The sequence below is a fragment of the Spirosoma endbachense genome, from assembly GCF_010233585.1.
GTDB lineage: Bacteria > Bacteroidota > Bacteroidia > Cytophagales > Spirosomataceae > Spirosoma > Spirosoma endbachense.
Genome location: NZ_CP045997.1, coordinates 9743390 through 9757007, shown reverse-complemented (window position 1 = coordinate 9757007; position 13618 = coordinate 9743390). Strand labels below are relative to the sequence as shown.

Genomic DNA, 13618 nt, shown 5'->3' with positions numbered 1-13618 from the left:
CTTTCTGGCAGGCCACCTTTGTATCGTCAACCAATTAACAAAAAGACGATATGAAATTGCCACTAGCAATCGGGTTATTATTTCTGAGCTATTCCACATTGGCTCAGCGCTTTCCGCGTAATGAATTCAGTATTAACGGCTTTCGGAACCCGTCTATTGGGTTGGAATATCGCCGGGGTCACGTTTCCGCTCATGCGGGCTACTACGTAACAAGTTTCACCGCCGGTATCACGACGCAATTTACCAAAACAGGCCTTACGTACTGGTTTCTGCCGGTTGGTCAACGCGAAAACCCATCCTCGTTTTATGCGTCGGTGTCGTATCTGCGCGGCCTCAACCGGGACTATGAGCGGCAGAACGCGGCTTCGGCTGAGGTTGGCTTTCGATGGATGGTCTGGCGTGGACTGAACCTGCGCCTGGGTGTGATCGCCTTAGCCAGCGATGGAAAAGACCTTAAAATCAATCCTACACCTGGCATCAGCTATTCCTTTCACTGGTAATCCGAACAAGCCTTTCCAACATACACAGATGAAAACATCCACAATGCCTGCTAATCGACTCATTGGAAACCTGCTCATTCTCGGCGTTATGCTGGTGATGATTCCTTACACGACGCTAACGATTGTGTTCGATTATCCGGATATTCTTCGCCAGGAACCCGGTGTTATTCTGACTCGCTTCCATACCGGGGGGGCCTCCCTGATTGGTGTTTGGTGGCTATTCGCTATCGGCGGATTTCCGTTGCTGCGAGCCTATGTGCTCATTGGGCAGAAATTTGAGAAGCAGGTATATGCCCTGCGATGGGCTACAACTCTGGGCGTAATTTCGGCTCTTGTTCAGCTTATAGGACTTCTTCGATGGCCGTTTGTTGTGCCCGTTTTAGCAACTCAGTACGTTACGACCACCGATCTGGCTACCCGGCACGCAATCGTTGTTGCCTTCAAGGCTATTCACCAGTATGGCGGTGTGGTTCTGGGCGAACATCTGGGACAATTACTGACCATTGCTTACACACTATTGCTCTCCAGAGCTTTTGCGCAGATAGACTTGTTTCCCAAATGGATAATCTATTTAGGTTATGTTGCTTCAGGCATTTATTTGCTGGCTCAGGGGGATTTATTCGCTACCGTAATTCCGGGCTTTCCAACCTGGGGGCTGGCTGGTTTACTGGGTAGCAGCCTGTGGTTAATCTGGCTGCTGGTTGTTGGTGTCTGGTTTCGGCGGTTAGCCGATGTCGCCAATGAATGGGGTGAGTAGTATTTCTTGCCAAAATACCTGCATAAAAAATAACGGTGAGACCATGTTATCAGGCATCCATTTTAAAGCGTAAACGAATTAAGAGCCAGTGTTTTACATCAGCCGGGCGTAGCTGCGATCCTTTGAACGAGATTTGTTGTGCAGCCTTATCAGTGAAAACAGCTATGGTCCGGGCCGACTTGACCGATAATTGTTTAGTAAATAGATCGACTTCAGGGCTTTAGACTGGAAGAGAGCCTTAGCAAACCTGATTCTATATTATTTTATGACTGTCGGACTTTTCATTCCCTGTTATGTAAACCAGTTTTACCCCCAGGCAGCCATAGCAACGCTTCAGTTGTTGCGGAAAGTAGGGGTTGAAGTAGTCTACCCATCTAAACAAACCTGTTGTGGACAGCCGATGGCCAATTCAGGGTTTGAGCACCTGACGCAGGAATGCAATGATCTTTTTCTGGAAAATTTTTCCAAATTCGATTACATCGTAGCCCCTTCGGCTAGTTGCGTATTACACGTTAAGCAACACCTGCATTCGGCAACTGATCCGGCGGAGGCAGACCGTGTTCGGTCAAACGTATACGAACTGGTCGAGTTTTTAACCGATGTCTTGAAAGTAGAAAACTTGCGGGCCCGATTCCCTCACAAAGTAGGAATTCACCAGAGTTGTCATGGATTGCGTGGTCTTTATCTGGCCCAGATGAGCGAGCTCAATGCCCTGCCCTTTTCCAAGCCTGTCCACTTGCTGAATATGGTAGAAGGTCTGGAACTGGTTACGCTGGATCGCCCGGATGAATGCTGCGGTTTTGGTGGGACGTTTTGCGTGGCCGAAGAAGCCGTATCGGTAAAAATGGGAAAAGACCGGGTAACCGATCATACAAAAAATGGGGCCGAGTACATTACGTCCGTCGATCTTTCCTGCCTGATGCATCTGGAAGGGATTCTGCACCGGAATAAGAGCGCCATTAAAGCTGTACACATTGCAGAAATATTAAACTCGACCTTGTGATGGAAAAAGGAATGAAAGATCATGCTGCTTTGGCCGAGGCTTTTATCAACGACGAAGAGCGCGTCGACTGGCACGACGGAGCTCTCTGGTGGATCAGACAGAAACGGGATATTGCCTCCAAACAAATTCCGGAGTGGGAGGATTTACGCGAAACCGCATCCCGAATAAAGAATAATGTACTCTCTAATCTGCATGACTACCTGTTGCAGTTTGAAGCCAATGCAACCTTGAATGGGATAAAAGTACATTGGGCCGCCGATGCCGAAGAACACAACGCCATTGTGTATTCCATCCTGAAAGACAAAGACATTAAACAGATGGTAAAGAGCAAGTCCATGCTCACCGAAGAATGCCATCTGAATGAATACCTGATTGAACGCGGTGTCGATGTCATTAACTCCGATCTGGGCGAATATATTCAGCAGCTTGATAATGAGCCACCGAGCCACATTGTGCTGCCCTGTATTCACAAACGAAAAGAGGAAATCGGAGAGATTTTTCATGAACACCTGGGTACCGAGAAAGGCGTGTCGGACCCGACTACGCTGACGCGATTTGCCCGCCGACACCTGCGCGATGTTTTTATTACCCGACGAGCAGCCCTGACTGGGGTTAATTTTGCCGTGGCCGAAACCGGCGAGTATGTAGTCTGCACCAACGAAGGAAACGCCGATATGGGTGCTCATTTATCAGAAGTGCAGATTGCCTCTATGGGGATCGAAAAAATCATTCCTAAAAAGGCCCATCTCGGCGTATTTTTACGGTTACTCGCCAGAAGTGCTACCGGGCAACCCATCACCATTTATTCGAGCCATTTTAAAAAACCACGTGAAGGCCAGGAAATGCACCTGATTCTGGTCGATTTGGGAAGAAGCCGTCAGTTGGGCCGGGTCGATTTTCGGGATTCATTGAAGTGTATCAAATGCGGAGCCTGTATGAATACGTGCCCCGTTTACCGGAAAAGTGGAGGGCTTAGTTACCACAATACGATTGCCGGTCCTATCGGTGCTATTCTGGCTCCTAATCTGGACATGAAAAAGCACGCCGATCTGCCCTTTGCGTCGACGCTCTGCGGTTCCTGCTCGAATGTCTGCCCCGTAAAGATTAACATTCACGATCAGTTGTATCAATGGCGTCAGGTTATTGTTCGGGAGGGTTATGCCGCCAATACGAAAGTGCTGGGTATGAAAGCGATGGCCTGGACGTTATCGTCGCCGACATCGTATTCCACGTTGGGTAAAGCCGGACGATGGGTTTTAAATAACATTCCGTTCGCGGTAAACAACAAGTTCAATCCCTGGTACAAACAACGTGACATGCCAGATGGACCGAAGGAGTCGTTTGATGCGTGGTATGCTAAAAACAACAGCCAGGATAGCGAAAAGGATTAAATCCTGATCATTGTCTGGAAAACATTCGTTTGATAATCAATAGAATAGTGTAATTTTTAACCGATAATGCCTGAAATGAGCAGCAGAGAAAATATTCTGGCCGCTGTTTTGAAAAACCAGCCTCCCGCCAGTCCGTTGCCCGATATTGGTTTTTTGAAAGGCAACGCAGGCGATGTGGTGGCTCAGTATAGTGGTGTTTTTACCAGTATTGGCGGGAATGTATTTTTGGTAAAAAACCTGGCAGCCGTTGATGCCCTGATCAGAGAAAACTTCGATGCCACAAAGCGTATTATAACCACCCTGCCAGAACTGGGTAATTCGTTTGAACTGCTTTCTGCCACTGTTGATCCGCATACGTTTGATGATGTCGAGGTAGCGGTGATCGAGGCCGAGTTGGCAGTTGCTGAAAACGGTGCGGTCTGGCTTCCGGAGCAACGGATGGGGCAACGGATTGTCCCCTACATCTGCCAGCATCTAGTGGTGGTTGTGGCGGCCGAAACTATCGTTCCTACGCTGCATGAAGCCTATGGTCAAATTGGGTTGGGGCAATACGGTTTTGGGGCTTTTATTGGAGGGCCCTCCAAAACGGCCGATATTGAGCAGGCGCTGGTGATGGGAGCACACGGGCCTATCACGATGACAGTATTTATTTTGGATCAGGTCAACTAGTGCATCCAGGCATTAATCCGGCTTTACGGGTGAGTGATTCAATCCGTACAGTTGCTGAGATAGTACCTGTTTAGCAGTTAGTAGCGTGGGGCCGGGTTTATTGACGTGAGGTCAGGTTCTTCAACCTGACCTTTGCAGCTTGAGAAACCGCATCGAACATGAACGACTAGGTTTTGAGAATCACTTCGACGAACCGTTGCATCGGCAAACCGTCCTCACTGTGTCGGTTTTAAGAAACCGACACCACATCACCACCCAAACTATGGCTATGGATTATGAAGGTGTAAGCTGTTCATACACTCAGGTTACAGTTCATATTGGCTTTCGACCGTTGAATCATATTTTTTTTGTGTATAGAAGGTAGGATAATTAATTTTGGCCGCAATTATAAACCCGGGCATTTTTGAACAAGTCATGAGTGTTGTCATCAAACCAACCGTCAGCAATATTATCAATCTTTGGTTTGGCGCGGATACGCCGATTCGGCAGTATAGAATTAAATTGAATCCTGATTTATGGGTAGCCTGCCAGAACATCGATCAGGATTTTTGTCCACCCTCAAAGATACAGCAGACGGAGAATTACCGGAAGTCGGATAAAGTAGCGTTCGCTAAGGCAGTGCAGGAGCAATTAGGGTATATCGCAGGGTCAAACGATAACTAATCCAACTCTTCAGGTAAGTGAAAAAAGCCAGGATCGAATCCTGGCTTTTTTCAGTTCTGATCGAACTTAAGCGGAATAAGCTGGCAAAACACTAAAATTATTAGTTTAGGTAAAGCTTTTTGTAAGCTACAAGGGTTGGTATAAGTTACTGGTTATCTGGGTATTTGCCTTTTTTGTGAAACTAATGTGTTTTGCTATTTATTTTTTTTCTTTAACATTTAAAGACTTGCAGAAATCCGCCTGTAGAATATATTCGTATATAGCCGCAGATAACAAATAGTGTACGCCTATGCAGTACGTATCCGTATTTACGTTATTCGCTCTACCTGTGGCTAAAGGGTTCTCATCGCTCCAACAGGCGACAGACTATCTTCGCAGAGCCAATGCCGATCAGGACCTTTCCCCACTTGGGATCTATGATGCCAAAATGGGGCTGGTAATACCATACATGAGCGACGGTTATTCACTCATTGATACCGACGAAAGCCTGATTATTCGACTGGCTCAGGAGCATATTGAGCACATTGCCTGACAGCAACGATCACTGACCGTAGACCGTCGCTATATGGTGAGTCGATTGATAACCAGATCGGGGTTTTCCCGTTCGTATTCGTCAATGCAGTCCATTCCAGCGTCGGTTAGTTCATAAAACGTCTGCTCTTCATTGCCTTCATTACAGATGTTTAGCAATCCACTGCGAACCAACCCTGTGATAAGGTAGCTAACCAGCGTACGATCAAAATTGGTGTGCTCAGATAATTGAGTTCGGTTCACGCAGTGACGTGTAGCTGTAAGAATGTTGTATTGGCCAAACGTAAGTATCATGGTAGTTGCCAAAGTAGTATATAGCGTTAAAAAGGAAGGTTAAGTATCTATCTATAGGATAACTCGACAAAATGCGGGCCAATGTACGCTGTAACGGAGAAAATTATAAAATAAGATCTTTTTACTAACTTTTTTTAGACTGGCTCAGCCTCCTGAAAGAACTGTTTTAACTGCCTTTTTTCTTGACTTCTGCTACATCATGGGTAGCCCCATCCTGCAATAGTTGTGCAACGTGCTGATTTATTAATTGCTACTTTTCGAAAATGCCCATAAAAAAATCTGCCAGGCTAAAACCTGGCAGATTTAAATAGAATTCTAAAAACAATCACACGTTTTTAGGGGAAGATATAGCTCTTCTCAAACTTACTTCGTGCCGTAGCGCTTGCGGAACTTGTCCACACGACCAGCTGTATCGAGCAGCACGTTCTTACCTGTATAGAATGGGTGCGACTGCGAGCTAACTTCAATTTTAACGAGCGGATAGGTTTTCCCTTCAAACTCGATAGTGTCTTTTGTTTGAACCGTCGAACGTGTCAGGAATTTGTAATCGCTCGACAGGTCGTGGAATACCACTTCGCGGTATTCCGGGTGAATGCCCTTTTTCATGATTAATCTCAGTTTCTTGTCATCTTCTCGGTTTCCGACCGAAAAGGACTGCAAAGGTACGGCGTTTCGGGCGGATTGGCAAACAGTTTTAGTGGTTCTTTTTGGGTTTGATTATCAACCGGATAGATGTGTCCCGTTGCCTAATAATGGCGTAATAAAGGATTGTTACTATTCCGTTTTTTGCTTATCTTTAAGAACGTTTACGCTTCTTCATTCCGACTCGCTTCACTTGCCTTAGGCGTGAACCGGTCAGTAAAATCGCTCTTTTATTTTTTTTAGCATAGCTCTCCTACCGGGTATTGTTAAGTCGCTAAGCATTACGGCTTAACAATTTCTTAACCTGTCTGGTAGAGTTGCACGTTTCAATGAATTGCGAAAACACCCGAACCTTCGGGGTTGCTTTTCCGTCTATTTCAATAGAACTTTAAAACTCCGGCCCAATTGGGCTTCGTTTGAACGAAATGGTTTTATGCTCCTGGTTACTTCTGTGTTCTCCTCATTGGAATCATACGTGTCAATCTTAGCTTAAGTGAAACCACTGAGTCGGTGTTTTTAATTGCATTCAACATTTTTTTACTATATAAAAACTAACCCAAACGCTCATGTACGTAATCAAACGTGACGGACGCCGGGAGTCGGTCAAGTTCGACAAGATTACCGCCAGGATCGAAAAACTGTGCTACGGCCTTGATCCGGCTTATGTTCAGCCTGTTGAGGTCGCCATGAAAGTGGTTAACGGTCTCTACGATGGTGTAAAAACCACCGAGCTGGACAATTTAGCCGCCGAAACAGCCGCTTCGATGACCACCAAGCATCCCGATTATGCCATTCTGGCCGCTCGGATTGCTATTTCGAACCTGCACAAAGAGACGAACAAATCGTTCTCCGGAACCATCAAACGGCTATATACGTATGAAGACTCTAAAACCGGCGAAAATGCAGCGCTGATTTCGAAAGAGGTTTATGAGGTTGTCCGTCAACATGCGGCTCTGCTCGACTCAACGATCATCTACGATCGGGATTATGGCTATGATTATTTCGGCTACAAAACCCTCGAAAAATCGTATCTGCTGAAAATCGACGGTCGCATTGCCGAACGTCCGCAGCACATGCTGATGCGCGTAGCCGTTGGTATTCACATGGAGGATATCGATGCGGCTATTGAGACCTATAACCTGCTGAGTGAAAAGTGGTTTACGCACGCAACGCCAACGCTGTTCAACGCCGGAACGCCAAAGCCGCAGATGTCGAGTTGCTTCCTGTTGACGATGAAAGATGATTCCATCGACGGGATCTACGATACATTGAAGCAAACCGCCAAGATTTCGCAGTCGGCGGGTGGTATTGGGTTGAGTATCCATAATGTCCGTGCTACAGGAACGTACATTAAAGGCACCAACGGAACGTCCAACGGGATTGTGCCGATGTTGCGCGTGTTTAACGATACAGCCCGCTACGTAGACCAGGGGGGCGGCAAACGTAAAGGTTCATTTGCGGTCTATCTGGAACCCTGGCACGCTGATGTTTATGACTTCCTGGATCTGAAAAAGAATTCAGGTAAGGAAGAAAACCGTGCCCGTGACTTGTTCTACGCTCTCTGGACACCCGATCTTTTCATGAAACGGGTAGAAGACAACGACGTTTGGTCGCTGTTTTGCCCACACGAGTGCCCCGGTCTGGCCGATTGCTATGGCGACGAATTTGAAGCGTTGTATACGCGCTACGAACGCGAAGGCCGTGCCCGTCGGACAATAAAGGCACAAGATTTGTGGTACAAGATTTTGGAGTCTCAGACCGAGACTGGCACGCCCTATATGTTATACAAGGATGCTGCCAACAAAAAATCGAACCAGAAAAATCTCGGCACCATCAAGTCGTCGAACCTGTGTACCGAAATCATCGAGTACACCGCTCCCGACGAAGTAGCGGTTTGTAATCTGGCGTCGATTGCCCTGCCGAAGTTTATCAAACGTGATCCGGATGGTGTACTGCGGTTCGATCACCAGAAACTGTATGAGGTCACGAAAACGGCCACACGCAACCTCAACAAGATTATCGACATCAACTACTACCCAGTTGAAGAAGCGCGTCGGAGCAACATGCGTCACCGGCCGATTGGACTGGGCGTACAGGGGCTGGCCGATGCATTCATCATGCTGCGGATGCCGTTTGAGTCGGATGAAGCGCGTCGCCTGAACGAAGATATTTTCGAAACGATCTATTTCGGCGCTATGACTTCTTCGATGGAGCAGGCTAAAGAATACGGTCCGTATGAAACCTGGAAAGGTTCACCAATTTCGCAGGGGCAGTTCCAGTTCGATATGTGGGGTGTAAAGCCTAAATCGGGCCGCTGGGATTGGGAAAGCCTACGCAAAGAGGTTGTAGAACATGGTGTTCGGAACTCGCTGCTGCTGGCGCCAATGCCGACCGCATCGACCTCGCAGATTCTGGGCAACAATGAGTGCTTCGAGCCATATACGAGCAATATCTATACGCGTCGCGTACTGTCGGGTGAGTTTGTCGTGGTAAACAAGCACCTATTGAAAGATCTCGTGAAACTAGGTCTGTGGAATGATGTGATGAAGAATAACCTGATTCTGGCCAACGGCTCGATCCAGGCTATTCCGAACATACCGCAGCATATCAAAGATCTCTATAAAACGGTTTGGGAGATCAAGCAGAAGCATATCATCGATATGGCTGCCGATCGGGGTGCGTACATCTGTCAGTCGCAGTCGCTGAACATCCACATTCAGGATTCGAACTTCGGCAAACTGACATCGATGCACTTCTATGCCTGGAAGGCGGGTCTGAAAACGGGTATGTATTACCTGCGGACGAAGGCTGCTGCCGATGCGGTGAAGTTCACGGTTGTTCAACCACAAGCCGAGCCACAACTGGAGCCCGTAATGGCCGAAGCGGTAACTGTCGAAAAACCACTCGACTACGTACAATACGCTAAAGAGCACGCTCAGAACACAACGCCAACACCCGTACCGATGGTGACGGATCTTGAACAGCAGTATGCGGCTATGACCTGCTCGCTGGATGATCCGGAAGGTTGTGAGATGTGTGGCTCGTAGGCGTCTGGACTGATAAGTTGCTAACCCATAACGCCCGGCTGTGTTCGACATGTCCGGGCGTTATGGGTTAATTTTTAGGCTACTTTTATTGGTCCGATTTTTAAGGAATTGGCACAGTTTTAAAAGCGATAGCCTGCATTTACCCCTACGTTTAGTACGGTTTCGCCATTCTCATAGTTTTGAAAAGAGGTTCTTACGCCGGTAATCCATCGGGGACTAACATTTAGCTCCCCTTCCAGAACCACAGTATAGCCTATAGTCCACTGATTCCGAGGACGTTGGTAGGCAATTGGAATTAATGCATACTGATTACCTGTTGGTAGGCCTGGGCTATCTACCAGACGTAAACCAAATGAGCTAGGAAAAGACTCGGATAAGAAGCGTATGGATGGCCCAACACCCAGCCTGATTTTATGTCGCTCAAATCGCATTGGGGAAACAAAAAGGTTAGCATCCAGCGCAAAAGAAGCCTTTACAAAACGGAATTCCTGATAAAATCCATCGGCCATAAGCCGATCCACTTTTGACCCGTAGCCGACATGTAAAGAGGGGGCAAACGTCAGGAATCGGTTAATGCTGCGGTTATACTCATTGTAGTAGTTGACTCCGATCCGATCGCCACGACCAAACAAAACGTAAGTAATTCCGGCTTTGACACTGCTACGAATATTGCCCTGACAAACGGCTAAGTGGCTGTTGGCTAGCAAGACCAGAACAAAAACAAGTTTTTTCATTTGAGTAAGTCCGTTTTCATAGAGCCTTTTTCTAGGCAAAAAAATTATACAAGTATATTAAAATAAATATAAAGTATAAGAAGATTGAAAGGTTTATCTAGAAAACGGACTGGGTTTTGTTTTTACATGTCTAGCGTTGCATACAAGGAATTACATTAAAGTCTCTTTTCCTAAGAGCTGCCTAGTAGCGCCTTAAGATCCAGTTTGTCATTAAATTGCTGTTGCTGCTGGATAAGTTTAGCTTTCAGTTTCTTCAAAATTGGTTGACTTGAGGGAAGCTGGGCAATGTCCTTCATTTCTTCGGGATCGTCTTTTAGATTGAACAATAGCATTTTCCCGGCTGCCGGATACACAATCAGTTTATACTGTTCTGAGCTTACCATCCGCTGAAGGTCGGTGTAGCATCCATAAATACTTGGATAGTTGCTAGGAGCGCTATCGCTTTTTAGCTGTGGCAGCAGACTGTTGAAGAAAACCCGTGATGGCTTTTCTATACCCGCCAATTCCAGCGACGTGGCCATGATATCCTGCAAATACACGGTCTGATGCCTTTTCGCGTTCTTAACGATTTTGGGTCCACTAATAATCAGAGGGGGACGGACACTATGTTCGAACATATTTTGCTTGCCCATCAGGCCGTGGTGGCCTATCGAAAGGCCATGATCGGCGGTAAAGAAAATATAGGTATTTTCGAGTTTACCACTTTTTTCCAGAGCCTCCAGAATCCGTCCAATCTGTTCGTCCATGTATGAAATGCTGGCGTAGTATTCCTGGATATTCTTTCTGATGGCGTAAGGAGTTCTCGGAAAAGGGGCCAGCACTTCATCCCGTAAGTTCTTTCCGCAGCCTATTGCATCTTTATAAGGATACTCATCTAAATAACTCGCTGGCAGTTTAATTTGCTCAACGGGGTACTTATCAACCCACCTTTTAGGGGCTTGTCTGGGGTCATGAGGGGCATTGAAGGCCAGATACATGAAGAAAGGAGTCGATTTTTTTGACGCGTCGTTGAGGAAACCAACTGCATCGTCGGCTAGTACTTCGCTCCAATGTTTGCCCCCTTTCCAGTATCCTCCGTACTCCTCCTTCCAGGGTGCCCAGGTCGTGTCCTGTGTTGATAAAGGGCGGTTATAGCCCTCTGGCGCCTGATTGGGCATACCCCCCCGTTCGTGTGCAACATGGTCGAAAAGTTGGGTTACGTCTGTTTTTACGTGCCATTTTCCGGTCATGTAGGTTTCATAACCCGCCTGTTTCATCTGCTGAGGCCAGAAGCCCTTGGCCTGTTTCAACGGTTCATAATCCTTTTCCTGTTGCTGGACATCCCAAACGGATAATCCTGTAAGCAGCATGGACCGGCTTGCAATGCAAACTGCTGGCTGAAAGGACCCCATATTATAGGCGTGAGTAAAGGAGGTACCGTTGTTTACAAGCCGATCCAGATTAGGTGTAATGACCTGTTTGTCACCTAAGGCGTGAATCGCGTTGTAGCGAAGGTCATCGGCAAAGATGAACAGGATGTTTGGTTTCGGGGCAGGGGGATCGAGGGTATTTTTAGGAATTCCTCCCCAAATAACCAGAGACAGGGCCCCCAGTAACGGTAACTGGCAATATAATTTAAGAAAATTTGGTTTTGTAGTCATAATAAAAAATTTGGTTTTGTAGTCATAAAAAAAGTAAAGCGGGATAAATCACCAACCTGGATTTTGTTTCAAATTTGGATTAAGGGTAAGTTCATCGAGGGGTAGTGGCAGGAAATAGTTTTTAGCTTCGTCGAAGGTGCGGCCAGCGGGCAATGAGGTGGCATAAGGTAAAATGTACCCTTTGTCGTTAAGAAAAATAGATTTGCCCACCACAGCTTTTGGGTAGTGCTTCTGAACGAACTTCATCCCAAGGACAGGCTTATTCAGGAGCTTACCAGCCTTCCAGCGAACCAAATCATCGAATCTTAATCCTTCAATTGCCAGTTCAACCCTGCGCTCCCGTCTTATTTCATCGATCAATACGGGGATGTCGGAGAAGTCAGACCGTATATCTTTGACTAACTGACTTATAATCATGTTCGGCATGCCCACCCTTTTTCTCAGCAGATTGATCGTATTGTCGATCGTTGTCTGGGTTGCTAAGCCCAGTTCTGCGTTAGCCTCGGCATTGATGAGCAGCACCTCAGCAAAGCGATAAATCGGTGCATCAAGTAGTCCATTCTGAATGCGGACAAATTCGGCCTGGTCGGCTACCCAATACTTCTGCAACTGATAGCCGGAAGGTACTATACCCACCCCGCTAAAGCCCGAACCCGGAATGGCGGCCCCTCCGAAGCCAGCCTGGATACCCGTTCCCGGATAAACGACCGTTTGCGTTAGCCGGGGGTCTCGATTTTTCATTTCAACCTGAACACTGTCATCACCCAGATACAATGGACTCTGAGATATTGGCTTCCCGTCGCTCGCTAAATACGACTCAATCAATGATTTTGAGACGCTGGTGTTGAAATTGTTCAATTGAACATTCCAGGAAGTAGCCGTACCACTAAGACCAGTCAAGTAGGCCCGGTAGAACATTACCTCTTTGTTGGTACTCAAATCGAGCGAGTTGAAAAGTGCCGCATAGTCGGCATTGGGATTACCCGTGGCGTTTAATTGATACCCTTTGTCAGCCATGATCTGGCCCGAAGCAGCTACTGCCTCCTGCAAGAATTTTTCGCTGCCAGCCAGGTTGCGGTACTTTCTGAACGTTCCTTCATAGAGACAAATCCGTGCTTTAAGCAGCAGAGCCACATCTTTGTTGATGCGCCCTGGCTCAGCTATACTCCTGGCTGGCAGGTTGGCAATAGCGGTATTGATAGTAGCCAGCAACGAATCCATGACGAGAACCCGGCTATCGCGGGGGGCGTATAACTCAGTTGAATTGATAGCCAAATCTTTGGAAAGCCAGGGTACATCACCAAAGCTTGCCACCTTTTCGAAGTAATCCTTTGCTTTAAAAAAGCGGATTTCGCCGGCATACCTGTCTTTGATTTCCTGACTTATCGGCGTTCGATTGTATCGGGTCAGAAAGTAGTTACAGGTTCTAATCACGCTCCAGTCCCAGCCGCCACCTGATGCTGGGACTATATTTTTGCCCGCAGCAACCAGGTCAAAATTTAGGGGAATCATATTGTCGCTCTGACTGTCACCTAAAATCAATGGACTTTGAGAGGTTGCAGTAGCATGCCCCACAAAGGTGCGATATAGGTCGTTGGCATACTGTTTCAATTCATTTTCATTGTGCCAGAAATTAGTCTCGCTGAGCGAATCGGTAGGAGTAAGGTCCAGAAAACTATCTGAACACGCCGAGGTCAACAGCACAATGGTGGCAAGCAGGAGTCTTGAGACGTATTTTTTCATGAGA

13 protein-coding genes are annotated in these 13618 nt (G+C 47.0%); 8 read left to right on the top strand and 5 right to left on the bottom strand.

From position 1 onward, the window contains the following. Positions 1-50: 50 nt before the first annotated feature. The 7 genes from GJR95_RS39270 (at position 51) to GJR95_RS39240 (ending at position 5515) form a co-directional block, all read left to right on the top strand. On the top strand, positions 51-500 hold the full coding sequence (locus tag GJR95_RS39270) for a hypothetical protein (protein WP_162391063.1): 450 nt from the start codon (positions 51-53) through the stop codon (positions 498-500). Positions 501-528: 28 nt separating this feature from the next. Then, entirely contained in the window at positions 529-1257 is a 729-nt protein-coding gene (locus GJR95_RS39265) for a DUF4386 domain-containing protein (protein ID WP_162391062.1), read from the top strand. Between the two features lie 265 nt (positions 1258-1522). Next, the gene (locus GJR95_RS39260; protein WP_162391061.1) at positions 1523-2260 is read left to right on the top strand and encodes a (Fe-S)-binding protein; all 738 of its coding nucleotides are present in this window, start codon (positions 1523-1525) and stop codon (positions 2258-2260) included. Further along, positions 2260-3651 (top strand): lactate utilization protein B, encoded by a 1392-nt coding sequence (locus tag GJR95_RS39255; protein ID WP_162391060.1) that lies wholly within the window; start codon positions 2260-2262, stop codon positions 3649-3651. The genes GJR95_RS39260 and GJR95_RS39255 overlap by 1 nt, the downstream gene beginning before the upstream one ends. Before the next feature lie 75 nt (positions 3652-3726). Further along, positions 3727-4320, top strand: coding sequence for a LutC/YkgG family protein (locus tag GJR95_RS39250; protein ID WP_162391059.1), 594 nt, complete (start codon positions 3727-3729; stop codon positions 4318-4320). 414 nt (positions 4321-4734) lie between these two features. Continuing rightward, a complete protein-coding gene (locus GJR95_RS39245) occupies positions 4735-4983 on the top strand; it encodes a hypothetical protein (RefSeq protein WP_162391058.1) in 249 nt (82 codons plus the stop codon). Positions 4984-5272: 289 nt separating this feature from the next. Further along, positions 5273-5515 (top strand): hypothetical protein, encoded by a 243-nt coding sequence (locus GJR95_RS39240; RefSeq protein ID WP_162391057.1) that lies wholly within the window; start codon positions 5273-5275, stop codon positions 5513-5515. A gap of 29 nt (positions 5516-5544) precedes the next feature. Here GJR95_RS39240 and GJR95_RS39235 read toward each other — a convergent pair whose 3' ends face one another. Then, a complete protein-coding gene (locus GJR95_RS39235) occupies positions 5545-5808 on the bottom strand; it encodes a helix-turn-helix domain-containing protein (RefSeq protein WP_162391056.1) in 264 nt (87 codons plus the stop codon). Between the two features lie 363 nt (positions 5809-6171). Beyond that, positions 6172-6414, bottom strand: a complete 243-nt coding sequence (locus tag GJR95_RS39230; protein ID WP_162391055.1) for a type B 50S ribosomal protein L31 — start codon at positions 6412-6414, stop codon at positions 6172-6174. 602 nt (positions 6415-7016) lie between these two features. Between GJR95_RS39230 and GJR95_RS39225 the strand changes: the two genes are divergently transcribed. Beyond that, the gene (locus GJR95_RS39225) at positions 7017-9497 is read left to right on the top strand and encodes a ribonucleoside-diphosphate reductase subunit alpha (protein WP_162391054.1); all 2481 of its coding nucleotides are present in this window, start codon (positions 7017-7019) and stop codon (positions 9495-9497) included. Positions 9498-9616: 119 nt separating this feature from the next. Here GJR95_RS39225 and GJR95_RS39220 read toward each other — a convergent pair whose 3' ends face one another. The 3 genes from GJR95_RS39220 to GJR95_RS39210 form a co-directional block, all read right to left on the bottom strand. Continuing rightward, positions 9617-10231, bottom strand: a complete 615-nt coding sequence (locus GJR95_RS39220; protein WP_162391053.1) for a hypothetical protein — start codon at positions 10229-10231, stop codon at positions 9617-9619. A 170-nt stretch (positions 10232-10401) separates the two neighbouring features. Next, complete coding sequence (locus GJR95_RS39215; RefSeq protein WP_162391052.1) at positions 10402-11871, bottom strand: sulfatase-like hydrolase/transferase; 1470 nt, start codon at positions 11869-11871, stop codon at positions 10402-10404. A gap of 48 nt (positions 11872-11919) precedes the next feature. Next, positions 11920-13614, bottom strand: a complete 1695-nt coding sequence (locus GJR95_RS39210) for a RagB/SusD family nutrient uptake outer membrane protein (protein WP_162391051.1) — start codon at positions 13612-13614, stop codon at positions 11920-11922. Positions 13615-13618: the final 4 nt, after the last annotated feature.